Origin of the sequence: Xanthomonas sp. WHRI 7065 (assembly GCF_040203115.2) — a bacterium.
In the GTDB taxonomy this organism is placed as follows: Bacteria; Pseudomonadota; Gammaproteobacteria; order Xanthomonadales; family Xanthomonadaceae; genus Xanthomonas; species Xanthomonas arboricola.
Window position 1 is genome coordinate 640,310 of sequence record NZ_CP168194.1, and the last position, 19,672, is coordinate 659,981.

The window sequence follows — 19,672 nt, forward strand, 5'->3', positions numbered from 1 at the left end:
CATGCTGCGCGCTGGCGCGTGGCGGTCAGTTGCGGCCGTCTTGACCGATAATGCCCGCCCGCCAGGACCCGATACGATGAGCGACATCCTCAACACCATCCTCGCCCGCAAGGCCGAAGAAATCGCCGAGCGCAGTGCGCGCGTGCCGCTGGCCGAGCTGATCGCGCGCAGCGCCGACCTGCCGCTCACGCGCGGTTTCGCTGCTGCCATGCAGGCCAGCATCGCCGCCGGCGAACCGGCGGTGATCGCCGAAGTGAAGAAGGCCAGCCCGTCCAAGGGCGTGATCCGGCCCGACTTCCACCCGGCCGACATCGCGGTCAGCTATGAATTCGGCGGCGCTAGCTGCCTGTCGGTGCTGACCGATGTGGATTTCTTCCAGGGTGCCGATGCCTATCTGCGCCAGGCGCGCGAGGCCTGCACGCTGCCGGTGCTGCGCAAGGACTTCACCGTCGACCCCTATCAGGTCTACGAAGCGCGCGTGCTCGGCGCCGATTGCATCCTGCTGATCGTCTCGGCACTGGACGATGGGCAACTGGCCGAGCTGTCCGGCCTGGCCATGCAGCTGGGCCTGGACGTGTTGGTGGAAGTGCACGACATCGACGAGCTCGAGCGCGCGGTGCAGGTGCCGGTGCCGCTGGTGGGCATCAACAACCGCAATCTGCGCACCTTCGAAGTGACGCTGCAGACCACGCTGGACATGCGCGCCGCCGTGCCGCGCGACCGCATCCTGGTCACCGAAAGCGGCATCGTCACTCCGGCCGATGTGCAGTTGATGCGCAGCCACGGCGTGAACGCGTTTCTGGTCGGCGAGACCTTCATGCGCGCGCCCGAACCCGGCGAGTCGCTGCGTCAGCTATTCTTCGCGCATGACTGAGGCGTATCCCGTACCGCGCGACGACGCACCGCTGGTGGTCTTCGATTTCGACCACACGCTGTATGACGGCGACTCCGGCAGCCATCTGTTCGCCTGGCTGATCAAGCGCAACCCCTTGCGTCTGCTGGTGGCGCTGCTGGCCTCGCCGATCCTCGGCCCGATGGTGGCGATGCTGCCGACCCGTCGCCGCGGCGTGTCCGGGTATGTGTGGATCGCCACCTTCGGCCTGCACCGCACGCGCGAGTTCAACCGTTTCATCGATGCGTACGTGCTCAAGCATGAGGCGCAGATCCGGCAGCGCCTGTTGCCGCACGCCTTGAAGGTGTTCACCGGCCACCGCGCTGCCGGCGACCGCGTGGTGGTGGCCACCGGCGCGCCGCCGGAACTGGCGCGCGCAATTCTCGGCTTTGTCGCCCATCAGGATGTGCCGGTGATCGGCAGCCTGGTCGGCCCACGCCTGGGCGCGGTCACCGCGCGACGTCACTGCCACAACGAAGAGAAGATGCGCATGCTGCGCGAACGCGGCTATGCCGACATTGCCATTGCCTATTCGGACAGCACCGCGGATCTGCCGCTGTTGAAGGCCGCGCGCGCGCCGGTGGTGGTCAATCCGAAGGCCAATCGCGAAGCGCTGTTCCGGCAGGTGCTGCCGGCCGGCACGCCGATCCTCAACTGGGGATGTCGCGATCGCGGTGGCAAGGCGCTGTAGCGCCTGGCGCCGGTAGCGGCGCGCAGCCTGGCGGGCACGGCAGGTATTCGAACTCGGCAGCTACCGCGCAGACGCACGGCTTGCTTCGCGCGCATCCGGTGGCTGCTCACCAAGATTTACCGGTCACGCCAAGCCCGCCGAAGCAGCAGGGAAGGGTAATCAGCTAGTAATGCACAGCAAGCAGCACGCGGCGGCGCAGCGCGCCCGACTGCATCAGTCCGCATACCGTGCGACATGCGGTTCAAGCTGCGGCTGGTGCAGTGCTGCACCAGCCGCGACCACAACCGCTTAGCGGGTGCCGTAGAGCACGACGGTCTTGCCGCGTGCATGCAGCAGGCCGTCGGCCTGCAGCTTCTTGAGCACGCGCCCGGCCATTTCGCGCGAACAACCCACCAGCCGTGCCAGTTCCTGCCGCGATACACGCAGCTGGGTGCCCTGCGGGTGACTCATCGCTTCAGGCTCCTTGGACAGGTCGTGCAGGGTGCGCACGATGCGGTCGGTTACGTCCAGGAACGCCAGGCGGCTGGCTTTCCTTGTGGTATCGAGCAACCGCTTGGACAGCTGAACGCCAATCGCGTACAGGATGCGGGGCGCATCCGGTGACAGGCTGGTCTGGAACAGCTGCTGCAGCCGCTCGTAGCTGATCTCGGCCAGCTCGCACTGGGTGCGGGTGCGCAAGATCACCTCGCGGGTATCGGATTCGATGAACAACCCCATCTCGCCGACGAACTCGCCGCTACCGAAGTAGCCCAGCACCAACTCACGATCGTCATCTTCCTCGGCAATGATGCTCACCGAGCCACTGATCACGTAGTAGAGGGTGCCAGCCGGGTCTCCTGGCCGGAACACATCGGTCCGGGTCGGATAGCGCCTGCGATGGCTGTGCGCCAGGAAACGCTCGATCGTGCCCGCGTCCAGCGCCAGAGAAGGGGTAGCGTTACGTACCGTCGTAGTCACAACCGTCGTGTTTCCTGGGCTCATGGTAGTTCCGCGTGTAATTCCTGAAGCTTAACGGCATGAGTCATGCAAGGTAAACCATTCTTAACATCGGCATTTCGTTGCTGGGATCTTTGGCTCATAATTGTTTCCTTTCCCGCCTTCCATAAGGACAGACCGACGTGGTCAAGCCGTTGCCTCGCCTGAGGCTACAGGGGTTCAACAACCTCACCAAGGCGTTGAGCTTCAACATCTACGACGTCTGTTACGCGCGTACCGAAGAGGAGCGTCAGCGCTACATCGAATATATCGATGAGCAGTACGACGCCGATCGTCTGACGCAGATCCTGACCGATGTTGCTGAGATCATTGGCGCCAACATCCTCAATATCGCACGTCAGGACTACGATCCGCAGGGCGCATCGGTCACGATCCTGATCTCGGAAGAGCCCGTCATCGACAAGAAGCAGGCTGGTAAGGAGCTGATCTCCGATGCCGTGGTTGCTCATATGGACAAAAGTCATATCACTGTCCATACATACCCCGAGACGCATCCGCAGGAAGGCATCGCCACGTTCCGCGCCGATATCGACGTCGCCACCTGCGGCGTGATCTCGCCGTTGAAGGCGCTGAACTACCTGATCGAGAGCCTGGAGTCGGACATCGTGATCATGGACTACCGCGTCCGTGGCTTCACCCGCGATGTGAAGGGCAAGAAGCACTACATCGACCACAAGATCAACTCGATCCAGCACTTCCTCGCCAAGAACGTCAAGTCACGCTACGAGATGTTCGATGTCAACGTCTATCAGGAAAACATCTTCCACACCAAGATGCACCTGAAGGACTTCGACCTGGACCAGTACCTGTTCGAGGAGCGCGCCAAGAACCTCTCGTTCAAGGAGCGCATGAAGATCGAAACGCTGCTCAAGCGCGAGATCGAAGAACTGTTCCACGGGCGCAACCTGAGCGAGTAAGCGCAGCGAGCGAGCTGTTGCGCGACCTGCTTGCAGGCGCGCCAAAGAACCAAGGCGGGACGGCCCGCCACGCGATGACCTCGCGTTCCACAGCCGACGGCGGCCCAGTGTGCAAACACTGGGTCGCTTTTTTTTTGTGCGTTTTTCAAGTGAGGAGTGATGCGATGCCCTGGATCTATCTGCTGCTGGCCGGCCTGTTCGAAATCGGTTTTGCCATGGGCCTGAAGTACAGCGACGGCTTCACCCGCCTGTGGCCGACCGTGCTGACGATCGGTCTGGCGGGCATCAGCCTGTGGTTCCTGACCCAGGCACTGAAGACCATTCCGGTCGGCACCGGTTACGCGATCTGGACCGGGATCGGCGCGCTGGGCGTGACCATCGCCGGCATCGCGCTGTTCGGCGACAGCGCGTCATGGTCGCGTCTGGCCTGCATCGGCCTGATCGTGGCCGGGGTGATCGGGCTGAAGCTGGTGGGGTAGTCGTGGTCAGCCCTGCGTGGTCAGCCCCACTGCGTGGGCCTGCCCCCCAATATTTGCTATGCAAACCTTGGGCCCCACGCGTAGTCAGTCCCACTGCGTGGGCCTGCCTCCCAAGATTTGCTGTGCAAACCTTGGGCCCCACTTCGTATCAGCCTATCCCCCGCCTTCGGCGCGCCCCCTTAACAGAAGGGGGCTCTGCTCCAGTGGGGTGTTGGGAGGTGTGGGCTTGGTTTGCTGGGCGCCGCCAGCTGCCAGCTGCCAGCTGCCAGCTGCCAGCCGCCAATCCCCAATCCCCAATCCCCAATCCCCAATCCCCAATCCCCAATCCCCAATCCCCAATCCCCAATCCCCAATCCCGCCGGCTACAGCCGGTACGCCACCGCCTTCATCAGCTTGGAGGCCAGCGCCATGGCGCTGGGGATCGGGGGCGGGAGGATGCGCGCGCCGGCTTGTTCGGCCTGGTCGGCGTGGCGGGCTTCGTCGATCTTCATCACGCGCAGGATCGCGCGGCTGCGCTGGTCGGCCTCCGGGAGGGTTTCCAGATGTTCGTCCAGATGGGCCTCGACCTGGCGCTCGGTCTCGACCACGAAGCCCAGGCTCCAGTCGTCGCCGCGCAATCCGGCCAGGGCGCCGAGCGCGTAGCTGCCGGCGTACCAGAGCGGGTTGAACAGGCTGGGGCGGCTGTCCAGCTCGTGCAGGCGGTCGGCGCACCAGGCCAGATGGTCGGTTTCTTCCTGCGCCGCCTCCAGCAGATGGTGCTGGGTGTGGGCATCGCGGGCGACCGCGGCCTGGCCGAAATACAGGCCTTGCGCGCAGACTTCGCCGACGTGGTTGATCCGCATCAAGCCGGCGGCGTGGCGACGCTGGTCCGGTTCCAGTGCGACGTCGGGGGTGTCGGCGGCCGGGTTGGGCCGCTCAGCGGGCGGATTGCCGAATACCGTGTCCAGCGCGCGTTGGGCTTCGACCAGCAGCCGGTCGAGCGGGCTATGCAGTCGGAAAGAGGAGATCTGGGTCATGCGTCGATTCTGGCCCCGGACCGAGCCGCTGCCAACCGCCAGCAATCCGGCCGGCCGGCGACTTGCGTGGCCTTGTATCGTCCCGTACAATCCCGCCTCTTCTGTTTCGCCTTCACAACGCGTGGCAAAGTTCCAGCGGTCATTGCCGCTGCAATCCGCCCGACCACTCAAGAGTTTTCTCATGACTACGTTCACCGCCAAGTCCGAGACCGTCCAGCGCGACTGGTATCTCGTTGACGCCGCCGGCAAGACGCTCGGCCGTCTGTCCACCGAACTGGCCCGCCGTCTGCGCGGCAAGCACAAGCCGGTTTATACCCCGCACGTCGATACCGGCGATTACCTCGTGGTGATCAATGCCGAAAAGATCGTGGTCACGGGCAACAAGCTGAAAGACAAGAAGTATCACCGCTTCACCGGCTACATCGGTAACCTCAAGACCGAGAGCCTGGAGCAGGCGCTGGAGCGCCACCCGGAGCGCGTGATCGAAATCGCCGTCAAGGGCATGCTGCCGAAGGGCCCCCTGGGCCGCACCATGTACCGCAAGCTCAAGGTCTATTCGGGTGCCGAGCATCCGCACGCCGCCCAGCAGCCGCAAGTTCTGGATATCTAATCATGGCTATCACGCAAAACTACGGCACTGGCCGCCGCAAGTCCTCCACCGCTCGCGTGTTCCTGCGCAAGGGTACCGGCAACATCACCGTCAACGACCGTCCGCTGGACGAGTTCTTTGGCCGTGAGACTGCGCGCATGATCGTGCGTCAGCCGCTGGAACTCACCAAGAACACCGAAAGCTTCGACATCCTGGTCACCGCCTCCGGCGGCGGCACCACCGGTCAGGCCGGTGCGATCCGTCTGGGTATCGCCCGTGCACTGGTCGAGTACGACGAAACCCTGAAGTCCGAGCTGCGCAAGGCCGGCTTCATGACCCGTGACGCTCGCGAAGTCGAGCGTAAGAAGGTCGGTCTGCACAAGGCCCGTCGCGCGACCCAGTTCTCCAAGCGCTGATCCATCGCGTTTGTTGCGTCCCGGTTCGCCGGGGCGCCTGCTTCAGAAGCCCGGCCATGCCGGGCTTTTGTCGTTTTGCGGTCTGTGCAGTGGGCGCATGCAATCGGCAGCCTGCAATCGGCAGCCTGCGATGTGCTGTGTTGCGAGGCAGTTTTCTTTGGCCGGGCCTGGCGGCTTCCGTAAATGGTGGATGGCCATCTCGTAGCAAGAGCCCGCGGTGGCGGCGCCTGCGCGCGGCGGCGGGGGTGACGTCTGCGAGTGGCCAGTTCTGCGGTGGCACTTCTGCTGGGCGCCTGGCTGACTCAGCATCCCTTCCGGACGAGGATGGGGTGGGCGTCGCCTGCGGGCGATCGCTGCTCGACCTCGGGGTGGCTTGTGTGCGCGCTCCATCCCCGCTGTGCTGGGCAGAAGTAATCAGGCAACAAAAAAGGCCCGATCGTCAGATCGGACCTTTCGTGTTTGGCTGCCCCGGATGGATTCGAACCACCGATGCCTGAGTCAGAGTCAGGTGCCTTACCGCTTGGCGACGGGGCAATAAAACGTGTTGGGCCAAGATTATTGCATGCCTGTGTGCGCATGAACACCTTGGTGGCTATGGGTGGACTCGAACCACCGACCCCAGCATTATGAGTGCTGTGCTCTAACCGGCTGAGCTACATAGCCTAGGGAGCCGGCAATTCTTACCAAGCGCTCGCGTGTTGTCAAGCATTTCGTTTTCAGCTTGTGAGCCGGCCGTCGCCGTGGCAGAGTCGGTGACAGTAGATTTTCAGGAGTCCGCATCGTGATCGATCCGGACGGTTTCCGGCCAAACGTCGGCATCGTGCTGATGCGAGAGGATGGTCAGGTGTTCTGGGCACGACGTGTGCGCAGGGACGGCTGGCAGTTCCCGCAAGGTGGCATGAATACCGATGAGACACCCGTAGAAGCCATGTACCGCGAGTTGCGCGAAGAAACCGGGTTGTTGCCCGAGCATGTCGAATTGCTCGGTGCCACCCCTGGGTGGCTGCGCTATCGCCTGCCGAGCCGGGCAGTACGGCGCAACGAGCGTCAGGTCTGCATCGGCCAGAAGCAGGTGTGGTTCCTGCTGCAGTTCACCGGCCACGAATCCCATCTCAAGCTCGACCATACCGACACGCCGGAGTTCGATCACTGGCGCTGGGTGGATTTCTGGTACCCGGTCGAGCATGTGGTGATGTTCAAGCGCGGGGTCTATGCGCGCGCGCTGCGTCATCTGGCTCCGCTGGCGCAGACCATCGCGGGCTCGGCGGCGGTCGGGGTGATGCCCGAGCGCGCGCTGGAGGCGTGGTTGCCGGGCAGCAGCGCGGCCGGGCACGACAGCCCACGCAAGCGTCCACGCAAGCGGGGCGGGCCTCGTGCGGTGCGGATTAATAATGATTAACGTTTGGAATTGACACCTATTCTCGTTTGCGGTGCAATCGGTCTCGGTCCTCTCCGGATCGCCAGCACCCGACCGATACCGTGTACGTTTGCATCTGTAATGGGGTCACCGACCACCAGATCCGCGAAGCGGCCGAGAATGGCTGCGCCAGCCTGGCCGAGCTGACCATGCGCACCGGCTGTGGTTCGAACTGTGGGTCGTGCCTGGAAATGGCGGGCGACGTGCTGAGCCAGGCCCATGCGAGCCGCGCACTGCCGCTGCCCATGCTGGGGCTTGCCAGCGCTGCCTGAGCGCCTTCCAGCGTGCTCGCGCGCTGTCGATAACATATTGCCGCAGACCGGGTTGCCGGGTTGCTGGCTCCCACTGCCGTTTTCCCCTCGCGCCACTAAGGCGCAATCGATGGGTCGCCTTCCTGGCTGCCGGTCACGCGGTCGGTCCGGGATCGACTGCAGTCATGGTCGATCGGCAATCTGCAACGATCATTCGGCGAATGATCGATGGGAGCTCCGCTCCTGCGACAGGCCGGATGACGGCCCACCCGGGATCGGGTAGGCGTCGCGCAACTGATCACGATTCGCGTTCCTTCATGCGCCGCGGCAACGCGCTACAGTGCGGCCGGCTCACTGTCTCGGAGACATCGCATGAAGGGCGATACCAAGGTCATCGAGTACCTCAACAAGGTTCTCTACAACGAACTCACTGCGATCAACCAGTACTTTCTGCACGCCAAGATGCTGAAGAACTGGGGCCTGAAAGAACTGGCCGAGCATGAGTACAAGGAATCCATCGACGAGATGAAGCATGCGGACAAGCTGTCCGACCGCATCCTGTTTCTCGAGGGACTTCCGAATTTCCAGGCGCTGGGCAAGCTGCGCATCGGCGAGAACCCCACCGAGATGTTCCGCTGCGATCTTGCGCTGGAGCGCGAGGCGGTTGCGGTGCTGCGCGAGGCCGTGGCCTATGCGGAAACCGTCAACGATTACGTGAGCCGCCAGCTGCTGGTGGACATCCTGGAGTCGGAAGAAGAGCACATCGACTGGCTGGAAACGCAGCTGGATCTGGTGGCGCGCATCGGCGAGCCGAATTACCTGCTGACCAAGCTGGACGACTGAGGTCGCTCAGCGCGGTGCTGGTCGGCGTTGTGTCGGGATCAGCGCAATATGGTGAGTCGGTAAGCGCTTGCACTGCTGGGGAGCATGCAGGCGCTGCGGGCGCTGCGGGCGCTGCATGGGTGTCGCGCTGTCGCTGTGATTGGCCGCATGCGGCTTCGCGCGCTACCTAAGCCGCGCCGCGGCCCGCGTTTGCGACGCGGGCGCTCCAGGGCACGCACGCCAGTGGCGCGCAAACCCTGCCTTCTCGCCCCGGCGCGAGCGAGGCGAGATTTTTCTTCGCAGGATGTCTTCGACTGTGTCGCCTGGCCGGTTGTTGTCGTCGGCTGCAAGCTTGCGCGGTTCAGCCGGCGGTGCGGGTCTTGGCCTGCAGGCGGGCGACCTGGCCGAGCAGCGCCAGGCGGGCGCGTGCGTATTCGGCGATGACCAGCGCCACCATCACCGAGGGGCGTTCGATGGTGCCGGTGCGCGCGGCCAGTTCGATCCGGCGCGCGGCATTGGCCAGCGCCTGGGCGCCGACGTTGGCGCTGGAGGATTTGAGCGTATGTGCCAGATCGCGCAGCTGCATGCTGTCGCGGTTGGTGGCTGCGGTTTCCAGGCGCTCGATGATGCCCGGCGCGTCTTCCAGGAACAGCTGCAGGATGGTGATGGTGTCCGCGCCCGCCACCTCGTACAGCTCCTCGATCACGCTGTTGTCCAGGATCGGCAGGGCGCGCGCCTGCGCGGCGCTGCTGGCGCTTTCGGGATCGCCTGCTGCCTGGCTGCCGGTGGCCGGGCCAGGCAGCAATGGTTGGCGCGGCAGCCAGCGTTGCAGGCAGGCGTCGAGCTGCTCGCGGGCGACCGGTTTGGACAGATAGTCGTCCATGCCGGCGGCCAGGCAGCGTTCGCGATCGCCGGCCATGGCGTTGGCGGTCATCGCCACGATCGGGATCGGGCGGCCGCCGCTCTCGGTTTCCATCGCGCGCCAGCGGCGGGTGGCGGCATAGCCGTCCAGCACCGGCATCTGGCAATCCATGAAGACCATGTCGTAGCGAGTGGACTCCATGCTGCTCAACGCGGCTTCGCCATCGGTGGCGGTATCGGCGTCGAAGCCAAGCACGGCCAGCAGCTTCTGCGCGACCAGCAGGTTCACCGGGTTGTCTTCCACCAGCAGGATGCGCACGTCGCGCGCGTTGGCCAGCGCCGGCGCCATCGGCTCGGGAATCATCGCCGCGGCCAGCGTGGCCGCGTGGGCCGGCCTTGGCTCGGGCGGCAACACCAGCGAGCGCAGGGTCTCGTCCGGGCTCTGGCGCGGCACCAGGGTGGCATTGTCCTGCAGCTCGGACGGCACCGGCTCGTCGCCGTACAGCCAGATCAGGCGCGCGCCGCTGAGGTCGTCCGGGCGCGCAAGTGCGCGATGCACGGCGCGCGCGCTGTAGCGCAGCGTGTCGTGGTCGGCGATGACGCAGCGGAAGCCTTCGCTGTCACTGTGGCGACGCACCCGCTCCAGCGCTTCCTGGGTGGTTTCCATCAGCACGTGCGATACGCCCCAGCTGTCCAGCAGGCGCTTGAGGCGCTGCGACAGGCGGGTGTCGGAACTGATCACCATCACCCGCGCGGCGTCGGCACCGGTGTTGTGCTGCAGGTCGCCGATGACCTTGAGCAGCGGGATTTCGAACCAGAACGTAGCGCCGCGCCCGGGCTCGGACTCCACGCCGATACGGCCGCCCATCAGGTCGATGATGCGCTTGCAGATCGCCAGCCCCAGGCCGGTGCCGCCGTACAGGCGGGTGGTGGAGGCGTCGGCCTGGGCGAATGAGCGGAACAGGCGTGCCTGCTGATCCGGGGCGATGCCGATGCCGGTGTCGCGCACCTGGAAGCGCAGCAGATGCTGGGCGCGGGTTTCGCCCAGGCGACGCAGCTGGATGTCGACGCTGCCGCGCTCGGTGAACTTGATCGCATTGCCGATCAGGTTGCCCAGCACCTGGCGCAGGCGGATCGGGTCGCCGCGCACCAGCAGGCGCACCGACGGTTCGATATCCAGCCCCAGGCGCAGCTGCTTGCCTTCGGCGGTGCGCTGCAATAGCTGCACGACGCCGTCGAGCAGCTCGCGCAGGTTGAAGGTGGTGATCTCCAGTTCGAGCTTGTTGGCTTCGAGTTTGGAGTAGTCAAGGATGTCGTCGACGATGCGCAGCAGCTGCAGCGAGCTGCCGGTGGCGGTCTGCAGCATGTCGCGCTGGTCCAGGCTGAGCTGGCCGCTGGAGATCAGTTCCAGCATCGGAATGATGCCGTTGAGCGGGGTGCGGATTTCGTGGCTCATGGTGGCCAGGAATTCGCCCTTGGCCAGCGTGGCGGCCTCGGCGGCCTGCTTGGCGCGCAACAGTTCCTGTTCGAGCTCGCCGTGACGCTGCAGCTCCTGCTGCAGGCGTTCACGGGCAACGTCGGCTTCTTCCAGGCGTTGCGACAGGGCGCGTTGCGCGCGCGCGCTGCGGTAGCCGGAAACTGCGGCGCATAGACCGAATACCACCGCCAGTGCTGCAGAGAGTGCCGTCACCGCGCGCCACGGCCCGTCGATGGCCGACCACTGCAGGCCCGCACCCAGCGCAGCGACCAGCGCGGTCAGCGCGGCCAGGCTGCTCCAGGCGCGGAGGCCTCCTGCCCGCGCTGTCACTCAGAGCACCGCGTTCGTGAAGTCGAAGTCCAGTTCCTTGCCGACCGTCTGCACCAGGTTGCCCTGGATGAAATCCACGCCGCTCATCCACATCGCCGCAGCCGCCTGCGGATCTTCGATGCGTTGGCCGATGATCAGCAAGCCGCGCTGATGGGCGATATTGATCACGCTGCGCAGTTCGTCGCGGACTGCCGCGTTGCCGTGGGCATCGGCGAAGCGGTTGGCCATGCGCACGAAGCTCAGCGGCAACTGGTCCAGCAGCGCGTTGGCCTCGTCGCCGGGCTCGAACTGGCTCAGGCAGAACTGCACGCCGGCCGGCATCAATTTGGCGCAGAACTGCTGCACGGTGACCGCGTGGATCAGGGCATCGTCCAGGCGCAGGTCGACGATCAACGATTGCCCGGCCACACCGCGCTCGACCAGCGCCTTGAGCAGCCAGTCGGCAAAGGCATCGCGCGCCAGCGTGCGCGGCGACTGCGACACGAACAGCCGCAGCGGCGGGTGGGCGTGCTGGTACAGATGCAGCAGGCCGAGCGCGTGGTCCATGACCTGCTGGTCGAGATCGGCGATGCGTCCGGCCGCTTCGGCGGCGGGAATCACCTGGCCGGCCGACAGCAGCGTGCCGTCGGCCTGGCGCAGCCGCAGCAGCACCTGGTATTGCGCGGTGTCGCCGCCGGCCACCGCCACGATCGGTTGATAGGCCAGTTCGAGCTGGCCTTCGACCAGGCGCAGTTGCTCCTGTTGTTCGGCCTGGCTGGGGGCCAGATAGGCCTGCACGCCGTCGCTGCGCAGGCGTGCCTGCAGCGCGGTGCGCTCGACCGCTTCCAGCGCGCTGCCGGTGTCGTCGAAGCCCAGGCCCAGCGGTGCCACGCCGATGGCGCAGCGCACGTGCACCGATTCCTCCTCGCGCACCGGGAAGGCATGCGCCGCCAGCCGTTGGCGGATCTCCAGCGCATGCTGTTCCAGGCTGGATTCGGGCATGTCCACGCCCAGCAGCAGGAAGCTGTTGTCGTTCAAACGCGCCAGTGGATACGGGTGCGCGGCGCTGGCCAGGCGATGCCCGGCCTGGGTCATCAGGCGCTCGTAGGCGGCATAGCCGTAGCGCTCCCGCAGGCCGAGCGCGCTGGCGATTTCGATGAAGAACAGGCCGCCGGCCTGCTTGCGCGCCAGCGCATCGGCCAGCAGTTCCATCACATGGCCGCGCGTCGGCAGGCCGGTTTCCGGATTGCTGCGCACGCTGACCGGTTCGCCGGCCTGCTGCAGCGCCTGTTGGCGGGCGCGGCGGATGCGGTTGGACACCGCGGCGATCAGATGGCGTGGGCGGATCGGCTTGGTCAGAAAATCGTCGGCGCCGCTGTCGAGCACTTCGAACTGACGTTCCGGATCCGGGTCGCCGGTCAAGAAGACGATCGGCAGCAATTGCTGGCCCGGCTGCTGGCGGATCAGGGTGGTCAGGCGGATGCCGTCCAGCTCGGGCATGTGCAGATCCATCAGGATCAGATCCGGGTGGTAGTCCTGGATCGCCTGCGGCACGCTGGCGGCGGTCATTTCCACCTGCGCATGCATGCCGGCGCCGTGCAGCACGCTTTGCGCAAACAGCGCCTGCGAGCGGTCGTCCTCGACGATCAGCACGCGGTACGGCGCGTCGGCGGCGACGTTGTCATCGCCCTCGCGCGGGGTTGAGGCAGTCGTTGGCGTCGGCGCTGCGGCCGTCGCGTGCGCGCTGCTGCCTTGAGCAGCGGACTGCGCTGGCGCCATCGGCACAATCATTGCGGGTGCGGCAGTGAGCGCAGGCGCCGGAATGATGGCCGCGCTCACCGGCTCGGCAACGGTGGACGCCGCCGCGGCCTCGTCGGCCCAGCGGCGCCAATAGTCGGCGGGCGGCGTCTCGGCGCGCAGTGGACGATTGCGCGTGGCGGTGTCGTCACGGGTGAAAGGAACCGGATCTCGGGCGGCCATCGATACTCCCTGCAGTCGCGATGATTATGCGATGAACTTCACGATAGCGGGGAGCGACGTGCAGCCGGCGTGGTGGTGGAACGCATCGGCGCGACCAGCCGGCGCATGCCCCGCCACAGCAGTCGCCAGACCCACCCCACAACCAGCGTGGCCAGCACGCTGGAGCCCACCGCAACACTGAGTGCCAGCCACGGGTGCGCCAGTGCCAGCGCCAGCGCGGTGGTGGTGATGGTGTCTTCGGCCAGCGAGGCGACCCAGTTGCTGGCCGGTTCCGGCGAGGTGTTGAGCAAGGCGCGGGTGCCGGCCTTGAGGGTATGGCTGGTCAGCGCCACGCCGGCGCCGGCGGCCAGCACGCCCGTGCTCAGATCACCGTCCGGCGACAGCGTGGCCGCGGCCAGAAAGGCGCCGGCCGGCACACGTGCCAGCGTCTGCAGCAGATCCCAGCCCGAATCCACGCCGGGAATCTTGTCGGCGAAGAATTCGGCCACCGCCAGTGCACCGGAGGTGCCCAGCACCCACCACGACTGTGCCGGGTGCAGGGCGGGTGGCAGCTCGATCCAGCCGAGCAGGCCGGCCAGGCCGACACCGAACACGGTGAGATAGACACGGATGCCGGCCAGCCAGGCCAGCAGGATGCCGATCACGAACAGATGGGCTTCGCTCATGGCGTTGTCGATCTCTGCAAACAATTGCAGAACTATCGCAGAACTTTGGGATAACCGCCGGTCCAGCGCCAGCACGACGGTCAGTGGCGCTCTGGCACACTACGCCGCCCATGACTGCGCCGGCCCGTCCGGACCCGATGCCCATGCGACCAGCCGCACGCGTTCAGATCGTCCAATGTGACTCCGGCGGTGGCCGTTCCCGCGGCCGCTGGTTATGGCTGGTGATCGCACTGGTGTGGCTGGCGTCGCTGGGCGTGACGTGGTGGATGGCCAGCCGCACTGCCGCGCCGCGTCTGGTCGAGGCCGAGGCGGCGCTGCAGCAGGCGCAGCGCAACCAGGCCCAGCAGCGTCGGCAGATCGCGCAGTTGCAGCAGCGCCAGGTCAACCTGGCGATGTCCGACAAGATCAGCCGCGCCGCCAATACCGAGGTGCAGGCCTCGCTGGCCGAGCGCGACGAGCAGATCGCCGCACTGCGCGCGGATGTGGCGTTTTACGAGCGCCTGGTGGGCTCCACCGCGCAGCGCAAGGGGCTGAACGCGCACTCGGTGCAATTCACCGCCGAGGCCGGCGGCACCTGGAATTACAGCGTGGTGCTGACCCAGAACCTCAACCGCGGCGCGATCAGCCAGGGCCAGCTGCGCTTTGCGGTGGAAGGCGTGCGTGCCGGCAAGCTGGTCACGGTGAGCTGGAACGAGTTGCACCAGAAGCCGGATGCGGCCGGGCAGCCGTACTCGTTCCGCTATTTCCAGCAATTGGACGGCAGCGTGATCCTGCCGAAGGATTTCACTCCGCAACGTGTCAAAATCTCCCTGAGCGGCGATGGGGCGCCGGTCAATCAGACATTCGACTGGAAAGTCGCCGGGAATGGCGCGGGGGAGTAGCTGATGTTCGGAAACAAATCCAACCGTGGTGCGCAGACCGTGGTCGACACCTTGATCGGGCCGCAGGTGGTCATCCGCGGCGACCTGATGTTCAGCGGCGGGCTGTATGTGGAAGGTCGCATCCTGGGCAAGGTGATTGCCGAAGACGGCGCCAGAGCCACCTTGACGGTGGCCGAGCAGGGCAGCATCGAGGGCGAGGTGCGCGCGCCGGTGGTAATCATCAATGGCCAGCTGACCGGCGACGTGCATGCCGCCGAGCGGGTCGAACTGGCCGCCAACGCGCGGGTGCAGGGCAATGTGCATTACCAGGTGGTGGAGATGAGCGCCGGCGCGCAGCTCACCGGCCGCCTGATCCATGCCGCCACCGCTGGCGCGACCGCCGCGTTGCCGGCGCCGGAGGCCGGCCGCGTCGAGCCGGTCAAGGCCTTGCAGGCCGAGACTGCCGACGCTTGAGGGTGTGGCCTGCAGCTGAAGCGGGCCCCAGATTTGGCAAGCAGCGCTTGAAGTGGGGCCGCCTGGCCCCCATGCTGACGCCATGAGCACGCTCGTTTCGCTTCCCACCGCCGCCCCGGCCCCGGACTATCATTCCATCGACCGGCCGTTGAACTTTTCCGTGGCCGCCGCCAGCAAGGTGCGCGAGCTGATCCAGGAAGAAGGCAACGCCGAGCTGGCGTTGCGTGTCTACATCCAGGGTGGCGGCTGTTCCGGCTTCCAGTACGGCTTCGAGTTCGACGAGAACCGCGCCGAGGACGACCTGGCCGTGGCCACCGACGGGGTGACGCTGCTGGTGGACCCGCTGAGCCTGCAGTACCTGATGGGCGCCGAAGTGGACTACACCGAAAGCCTGACCGGGGCGCAGTTCGTGATCCGCAATCCGAACGCCAAGACCACCTGTGGGTGCGGGAGCAGCTTCAGCGTCTGAATCGACGCGGTTGCTGGCGCCTGGTTGTTTGTGTGTGATGTTGCGGTCGAGTCGCGGGCAATCTGCTGCCTGCGACGTTCTCAGGTCTGACATGGTGCGGTGATAGTGGCAGTCGCGTGAGTGTGTCGATACGGCCTCACGCTGTGCGTCGCTCGCACGCGCTGTATGACTCTTGGTGCGACGCGTGTTGCGGGTCAACGACACCGCAGCCGGGCGGATTTTCAAACGCCGATCCATGTGATCCATGCACTGCGCAGATGCACTGGCGAAGCGCCACGCGCTATCGATGTACATGTCCAACGCGCTGTGAACATTCGCCTGCTGCGGGGTTCGCCATGCGCGCGCAAGCTTCGTGCGCGCGAGCTGGGCCGCGTGCGGCGATGGTGATACTGCACGCATGCCCAGCGCTGGTGCCAGCACATGCCGATTTGGATTCATGCATCGCGTTTTGCCTTGCGTGACGCGCGCGGGCGGTCGCCACTGCGTTGACCGAGCGTACCGCGCGCCGCGCCGATTCCACCCCATGGCGCAGTCACCACGCCGCCCAGCCCGCGTACGTTGATCGCACAACGGATCTTGATCCTTCGACACGCCAGTCCCCTGCCCATTGCAGTCATCCACGAGAGACGCCTCACCATGTTGCAGATCAGATCCCGATCGACGCTGGGCCTGCTGGCCATGCTTGGTATCGCCAGCGCAGTGCTTGCATCCAGCGCGCAGGCATCGCCCGCACGCGGCAGCTTGCTCAGCAGCAATTTCCTGACCAGCTACACCCGTGATGCGATTGCCGCATTGCTCACCTCCGAGCCGCAGGCCGAACAGCCCAGATGCAATGTGCGCGTGGCCGAGTTCACCTATGCCACCGTCGGTGTCGATGGCGAACCGGCCACTGCGTCGGGCGTGGTGCTGATTCCAGGTGGCGAGCGTTGCAGCGGGCCGTATCCGTTGCTGGGCTGGGGGCGGTCGACAGCGACGATCCGCAATGAGGAACAGGCCAAGGACATCCGTGACGCCAAGGGCGACGACCCGCTGGTCACACGGCTGGCCAGCCAGGGCTATGTGGTGGTCAGCAGCGATTATCTGGGGCTCGGTCAATCCAGCTATGGCTTCCATCCATACCTGCATAGCGCGACCGAGGCCAGTGCGACGATCGATGCCCTGCGCGCGGCACGCAGCGTGCTGCAGCGCTTGAAGACGCCGTTGTCCGGCAAGGTCATGCTGTCGGGTTATTCGCAAGGCGGCCATGCCGCACTGGCAACCCAGCGGGAAATCGAAGCGCATCTGTCCAGCGAGTTTCATCTGGTTGCCAGCGCGCCGATCTCCGGGCCCTACGCGCTGGAGCAGACCTTCGTGGACAGCTGGAGCGGGAGCAACGCGGTCGGCGAAAGCAGCTTCGGCATCATCCTGGGCAGCTACGCGATCGTCGCGATGCAGCACACGTATCGCAATATCTATCTGGCGGCCGGGCAGGTGTTTCAGGATCCGTGGGCGGCCCGGGTCGAGGCGCTGTTCCCCGGCAAGCTGGGCCTGACCGATCTGGTTCTGGGCGATACGCTGCCCGGGATCGATCAGCTCAAGGCGTACTTCCAGCCCGGGTTCTATCGCGACTTTGCCAGCAACCCCGGCAATCCGTTCCGCAAGGACCTGGCACGCAACGACCTGCTGGACTGGGCGCCGCAGACGCCGACGCTGCTATGCGGTTCGTCCAACGACGCCACCATCCCGCTGAAGAATGCGGTGACCGCGATTGCCGCTTTCAAACGTCGCGGCAGCACCCAGGCAGCGTTGGTCGACATCGGCAGTGGCGACCCCAACGACAACTCGGCGTTCGTGCATCTGACCACCAACGAACCGTGCATCGTCGCCGTGCGGCATCAGCTGCTGGACAAGCAGCGCTGAGGCCGGGATGGCGTGTCGCTGACAGCGCTGGATGATCAGCGCGTCCGGCATCGGCGCTGGACGCCTCACCCTGCGATGGAGCCTTGTCGCTGTCACAGGCGACAAGGCTGAAGATACCGGGATTCGGACCTGGATGGCTGCGACACCATGTCGATCGCACGTGGCCTGCTCTGCGATGTAGCGCGCAATGTGACGCGCTCATGACCGCCCGGCGGGCGCCGGGCCATGTCGACGTCTGAACGCGCGCCGCCGGCCGGGCCTGCATCGATGGTGCGCTGCTTGCGGGCGATGCCGATTATCGGCAGGCTTGCGCCGATGTCAGAGTCTTCTTTTTCAACCTCCGGTTTTGCCTTCACCCATGCGCCGCTGGATCGTGGCGATTTGTTGCGCGACGATCCCGCGGCGCTGGCGCGTCTGTGGCCGCAGGGCCGCGTGCTGCTGCTCGATGCCAAGGGCACTGCGCTGGCCGATGCGGATGGCCAGCCGCTGCTGATGGACGGTGCCGCGCTTGGCGACGGGCCGGACGGGGCGATCTTTCTTGGGCTGCGTGATGACGTCGGCTGGTTCTGCCTGCCATCCGATGTGCTCGGTGTGGAAGCGCCGCAGCGCATCGACCTGCGCCAGGCCGCCGCCGACTGGCCGGCAGACATATCCACTGCTTTTGCCTATGCGCGCGCGATGCTGCACTGGCAGTCGCGCACGCGCTTCTGCGGCGTCTGCGGCGGGGCGATCGCGTTCCGCCGGGCCGGCTTCATCGCCCATTGCACGCAATGTCAGACCGAGCATTACCCACGCGTGGACCCGGCGATCATCGTGGCGGTCAGCGATGGCGCGCGCTTGCTGCTGGGGCGGCAGGCAAGCTGGGCGCCGGGGCGTTACTCGGTGATTGCCGGCTTTGTCGAACCCGGCGAGTCGCTGGAGCAGACCGTGGCGCGCGAGGTGTTCGAGGAAACCCGCGTGCAGGTGCAGGACTGCCGCTACCTGGGCGCGCAACCGTGGCCGTTCCCGGGTGCGCTGATGCTGGGCTTCACCGCACGCGCGGCGGCAAGCGAGGTGCCGCAGGTCACCGGTGAACTGGAAGACGCGCGCTGGGTCAGCCATGCCGAGGTCACCGCGGCATTGGCCGGCGAAGGCGAGATCGGGCTGCCGCCCCGCATTTCCATCGCGCGGGCGCTGATCGAGCATTGGCATCGCGCGCATGGCTGAGCCGGGGCGAGCGCTGCAGCGCAGGCGGATCGGGTGCGCCTGCATCGGCTCAGCTAGACTCGGCTGAGGAGGCCCACCCATGTTCACCACCCTGGTTGCTGTCGTCGTCACACTTGCGTTGGGCCACCTGGCGCCTGCCCAGGTAGCGCGGCTGCGGCGTTTCGAATGGTTCGGCCAGTGGCTGCGCCGGCTGGACAGCCATGCCGCCGGGCGCGGTGCGTGGCAGGGGCGCTATGGCGTGGTGCTGGCGCTGCTGCCGGCCTTGCTGGTGGTCGTGCTGCTGCAATGGCTGCTGGACGATGTCTGGCGCGGGTTCTGGGCCTTGCTGTTCGGCGTGGCGGTGCTGGCCTGGACCTGGGGGCCGCGCGATCTGGACCGCGATGTGGAAGCGGTGATCGACGCCGACGAACCGGGCGCGCGCCGCGATGCGATCGCACAGCTGCAGGCCGCCGGCGGCAGCGTGCACGAGGATGCGCCGTCGCTGGTGGAAGCGGTGGTGGTCAATGGATTGCGGCGCTGGTTCGCGGTGCTGTGGTGGTTTTTGCTGCTGGGGCCGTTCGGCGCGGTGCTGTATCGGCTGACGGCGCTGGCGGTGGAAGGCCCGCTCTCGGTGCTGCTGCCGCCGCGCAACCTGGCCGGCGCGCGCTGGTTGCTGGCCGCGCTGGAATGGCCGGTGGCGCAGTTGATCACCGTGTCGATGGCGCTGGTAGGCAATTTCGACACGGTGTTCCGTGCCTGGCGGCAGGCGCATGGCAACCGCTGGTCGCTGGAGCCGCATTTTCTCGGTGCGGTGGCGCGTGCCAGCGTCAGTGCCGAACTGCGCGAGGAAGCGCACGACTACACCGATTCGGGGCTGGTACCGGTGTGGCGCCGCCTGCCGGAAGTGCGCGATGCGATGAGCCTGGTGTGGCGCGTGCTGCTGCTGTGGATGGTGGTGCTGGCGTTGCTGGTGATCGCCGGCTGGGTGCGGTAGGCGCGCAGCCTGA

The 19,672-nt window shown here is 66.0% G+C and carries 20 protein-coding genes and 2 tRNA genes; 15 read left to right on the forward strand and 7 right to left on the reverse strand.

Annotated elements, in window-relative coordinates; genetic code table 11:
• Window position 1: 1 nt before the first annotated feature.
• Both trpC and ABQY64_RS02760 read left to right on the forward strand, forming a co-directional pair.
• A complete protein-coding gene (trpC, locus tag ABQY64_RS02755) occupies window positions 2–874 on the forward strand; it encodes an indole-3-glycerol phosphate synthase TrpC (protein WP_026064303.1) in 873 nt (290 codons plus the stop codon).
• Window positions 867–1,583: a haloacid dehalogenase-like hydrolase gene (locus ABQY64_RS02760; protein WP_349779754.1), complete on the forward strand. Its 717-nt coding sequence runs from the start codon at window positions 867–869 to the stop codon at window positions 1,581–1,583. The genes trpC and ABQY64_RS02760 overlap by 8 nt, the downstream gene beginning before the upstream one ends.
• A gap of 288 nt (window positions 1,584–1,871) precedes the next feature.
• Here the strand turns inward: ABQY64_RS02760 and crp are convergent, their stop codons facing one another.
• Window positions 1,872–2,564 (reverse strand): cAMP-activated global transcriptional regulator CRP, encoded by a 693-nt coding sequence (gene crp / locus ABQY64_RS02765; RefSeq protein WP_024938194.1) that lies wholly within the window; start codon window positions 2,562–2,564, stop codon window positions 1,872–1,874.
• A gap of 137 nt (window positions 2,565–2,701) precedes the next feature.
• Between crp and speD the strand changes: the two genes are divergently transcribed.
• Window positions 2,702–3,496 (forward strand): adenosylmethionine decarboxylase, encoded by a 795-nt coding sequence (gene speD, locus ABQY64_RS02770; protein ID WP_005990692.1) that lies wholly within the window; start codon window positions 2,702–2,704, stop codon window positions 3,494–3,496.
• A gap of 164 nt (window positions 3,497–3,660) precedes the next feature.
• Entirely contained in the window at window positions 3,661–3,975 is a 315-nt protein-coding gene (locus ABQY64_RS02775; RefSeq protein ID WP_003483069.1) for a multidrug efflux SMR transporter, read from the forward strand.
• Window positions 3,976–4,337: 362 nt separating this feature from the next.
• Here the strand turns inward: ABQY64_RS02775 and coq7 are convergent, their stop codons facing one another.
• Window positions 4,338–4,991: a 2-polyprenyl-3-methyl-6-methoxy-1,4-benzoquinone monooxygenase gene (gene coq7 / locus ABQY64_RS02780; RefSeq protein ID WP_349779753.1), complete on the reverse strand. Its 654-nt coding sequence runs from the start codon at window positions 4,989–4,991 to the stop codon at window positions 4,338–4,340.
• A gap of 181 nt (window positions 4,992–5,172) precedes the next feature.
• Between coq7 and rplM the strand changes: the two genes are divergently transcribed.
• Entirely contained in the window at window positions 5,173–5,601 is a 429-nt protein-coding gene (gene rplM / locus ABQY64_RS02785) for a 50S ribosomal protein L13 (RefSeq protein ID WP_016902424.1), read from the forward strand.
• A 2-nt stretch (window positions 5,602–5,603) separates the two neighbouring features.
• A complete protein-coding gene (gene rpsI / locus ABQY64_RS02790; RefSeq protein ID WP_016902423.1) occupies window positions 5,604–5,996 on the forward strand; it encodes a 30S ribosomal protein S9 in 393 nt (130 codons plus the stop codon).
• Window positions 5,997–6,456: 460 nt separating this feature from the next.
• Here the strand turns inward: rpsI and ABQY64_RS02795 are convergent.
• Both ABQY64_RS02795 and ABQY64_RS02800 read right to left on the reverse strand, forming a co-directional pair.
• Window positions 6,457–6,530 (reverse strand) — tRNA-Gln (locus ABQY64_RS02795).
• 52 nt (window positions 6,531–6,582) lie between these two features.
• Window positions 6,583–6,659, reverse strand: a tRNA-Met gene (locus tag ABQY64_RS02800).
• 118 nt (window positions 6,660–6,777) lie between these two features.
• On the opposite strand from ABQY64_RS02800, the gene ABQY64_RS02805 reads away from it, so the two are divergent.
• From ABQY64_RS02805 to bfr, 3 genes are all read left to right on the forward strand, one after another.
• Window positions 6,778–7,395, forward strand: a complete 618-nt coding sequence (locus ABQY64_RS02805; RefSeq protein ID WP_024938192.1) for an RNA pyrophosphohydrolase — start codon at window positions 6,778–6,780, stop codon at window positions 7,393–7,395.
• A gap of 80 nt (window positions 7,396–7,475) precedes the next feature.
• Entirely contained in the window at window positions 7,476–7,685 is a 210-nt protein-coding gene (locus tag ABQY64_RS02810) for a bacterioferritin-associated ferredoxin (RefSeq protein ID WP_024938191.1), read from the forward strand.
• 351 nt (window positions 7,686–8,036) lie between these two features.
• Window positions 8,037–8,507 (forward strand): bacterioferritin, encoded by a 471-nt coding sequence (bfr, locus tag ABQY64_RS02815; RefSeq protein ID WP_005990707.1) that lies wholly within the window; start codon window positions 8,037–8,039, stop codon window positions 8,505–8,507.
• 340 nt (window positions 8,508–8,847) lie between these two features.
• Here bfr and ABQY64_RS02820 read toward each other — a convergent pair whose 3' ends face one another.
• The 3 genes from ABQY64_RS02820 to ABQY64_RS02830 are packed head-to-tail and all read right to left on the reverse strand — an operon-like array spanning window position 8,848 to window position 13,778.
• Window positions 8,848–11,115, reverse strand: coding sequence for an ATP-binding protein (locus ABQY64_RS02820; protein ID WP_349779814.1), 2,268 nt, complete (start codon window positions 11,113–11,115; stop codon window positions 8,848–8,850).
• A 39-nt stretch (window positions 11,116–11,154) separates the two neighbouring features.
• Complete coding sequence (locus ABQY64_RS02825) at window positions 11,155–13,113, reverse strand: EAL domain-containing protein (RefSeq protein WP_349779752.1); 1,959 nt, start codon at window positions 13,111–13,113, stop codon at window positions 11,155–11,157.
• A 38-nt stretch (window positions 13,114–13,151) separates the two neighbouring features.
• Window positions 13,152–13,778: a DUF4126 domain-containing protein gene (locus tag ABQY64_RS02830; protein WP_349779751.1), complete on the reverse strand. Its 627-nt coding sequence runs from the start codon at window positions 13,776–13,778 to the stop codon at window positions 13,152–13,154.
• Window positions 13,779–13,921: 143 nt separating this feature from the next.
• On the opposite strand from ABQY64_RS02830, the gene ABQY64_RS02835 reads away from it, so the two are divergent.
• From ABQY64_RS02835 to ABQY64_RS02860, 6 genes are all read left to right on the forward strand, one after another.
• Complete coding sequence (locus tag ABQY64_RS02835; protein WP_349779750.1) at window positions 13,922–14,659, forward strand: DUF6776 family protein; 738 nt, start codon at window positions 13,922–13,924, stop codon at window positions 14,657–14,659.
• A 3-nt stretch (window positions 14,660–14,662) separates the two neighbouring features.
• Window positions 14,663–15,112 carry a polymer-forming cytoskeletal protein gene (locus ABQY64_RS02840; RefSeq protein WP_349779749.1) on the forward strand — a complete coding sequence of 150 codons (450 nt, stop codon included), beginning with the start codon at window positions 14,663–14,665 and terminating at the stop codon, window positions 15,110–15,112.
• 82 nt (window positions 15,113–15,194) lie between these two features.
• Window positions 15,195–15,581: an iron-sulfur cluster insertion protein ErpA gene (erpA, locus tag ABQY64_RS02845; RefSeq protein ID WP_349779748.1), complete on the forward strand. Its 387-nt coding sequence runs from the start codon at window positions 15,195–15,197 to the stop codon at window positions 15,579–15,581.
• Between the two features lie 636 nt (window positions 15,582–16,217).
• Complete coding sequence (locus ABQY64_RS02850; protein WP_349779747.1) at window positions 16,218–17,480, forward strand: lipase family protein; 1,263 nt, start codon at window positions 16,218–16,220, stop codon at window positions 17,478–17,480.
• A gap of 315 nt (window positions 17,481–17,795) precedes the next feature.
• A complete protein-coding gene (gene nudC, locus ABQY64_RS02855) occupies window positions 17,796–18,686 on the forward strand; it encodes an NAD(+) diphosphatase (protein WP_104625913.1) in 891 nt (296 codons plus the stop codon).
• Between the two features lie 79 nt (window positions 18,687–18,765).
• Complete coding sequence (locus tag ABQY64_RS02860; RefSeq protein ID WP_349779746.1) at window positions 18,766–19,659, forward strand: hypothetical protein; 894 nt, start codon at window positions 18,766–18,768, stop codon at window positions 19,657–19,659.
• Window positions 19,660–19,672 lie beyond the last annotated feature (13 nt).

Bases quoted from the DNA above. Each gene is read 5' to 3' on its own strand.
- erpA (WP_349779748.1), top strand. From the start codon at position 15,195: ATGAGCACGCTCGTTTCGCTTCCCACCGCCGCCCCGGCCCCGGACTAT.
- ABQY64_RS02850 (WP_349779747.1), top strand. From the start codon at position 16,218: ATGTTGCAGATCAGATCCCGATCGACGCTGGGCCTGCTGGCCATGCTT.
- ABQY64_RS02860 (WP_349779746.1), top strand. From the start codon at position 18,766: ATGTTCACCACCCTGGTTGCTGTCGTCGTCACACTTGCGTTGGGCCAC.
- trpC (WP_026064303.1), top strand. From the start codon at position 2: ATGCTGCGCGCTGGCGCGTGGCGGTCAGTTGCGGCCGTCTTGACCGAT.
- crp (WP_024938194.1), bottom strand. From the start codon at position 2,564: ATGAGCCCAGGAAACACGACGGTTGTGACTACGACGGTACGTAACGCT.
- ABQY64_RS02840 (WP_349779749.1), top strand. From the start codon at position 14,663: ATGTTCGGAAACAAATCCAACCGTGGTGCGCAGACCGTGGTCGACACC.
- rpsI (WP_016902423.1), top strand. From the start codon at position 5,604: ATGGCTATCACGCAAAACTACGGCACTGGCCGCCGCAAGTCCTCCACC.
- coq7 (WP_349779753.1), bottom strand. From the start codon at position 4,991: ATGACCCAGATCTCCTCTTTCCGACTGCATAGCCCGCTCGACCGGCTG.
- ABQY64_RS02775 (WP_003483069.1), top strand. From the start codon at position 3,661: ATGCCCTGGATCTATCTGCTGCTGGCCGGCCTGTTCGAAATCGGTTTT.
- nudC (WP_104625913.1), top strand. From the start codon at position 17,796: ATGTCAGAGTCTTCTTTTTCAACCTCCGGTTTTGCCTTCACCCATGCG.
- ABQY64_RS02830 (WP_349779751.1), bottom strand. From the start codon at position 13,778: ATGAGCGAAGCCCATCTGTTCGTGATCGGCATCCTGCTGGCCTGGCTG.
- rplM (WP_016902424.1), top strand. From the start codon at position 5,173: ATGACTACGTTCACCGCCAAGTCCGAGACCGTCCAGCGCGACTGGTAT.
- ABQY64_RS02835 (WP_349779750.1), top strand. From the start codon at position 13,922: ATGCGACCAGCCGCACGCGTTCAGATCGTCCAATGTGACTCCGGCGGT.
- bfr (WP_005990707.1), top strand. From the start codon at position 8,037: ATGAAGGGCGATACCAAGGTCATCGAGTACCTCAACAAGGTTCTCTAC.
- ABQY64_RS02825 (WP_349779752.1), bottom strand. From the start codon at position 13,113: ATGGCCGCCCGAGATCCGGTTCCTTTCACCCGTGACGACACCGCCACG.
- ABQY64_RS02760 (WP_349779754.1), top strand. From the start codon at position 867: ATGACTGAGGCGTATCCCGTACCGCGCGACGACGCACCGCTGGTGGTC.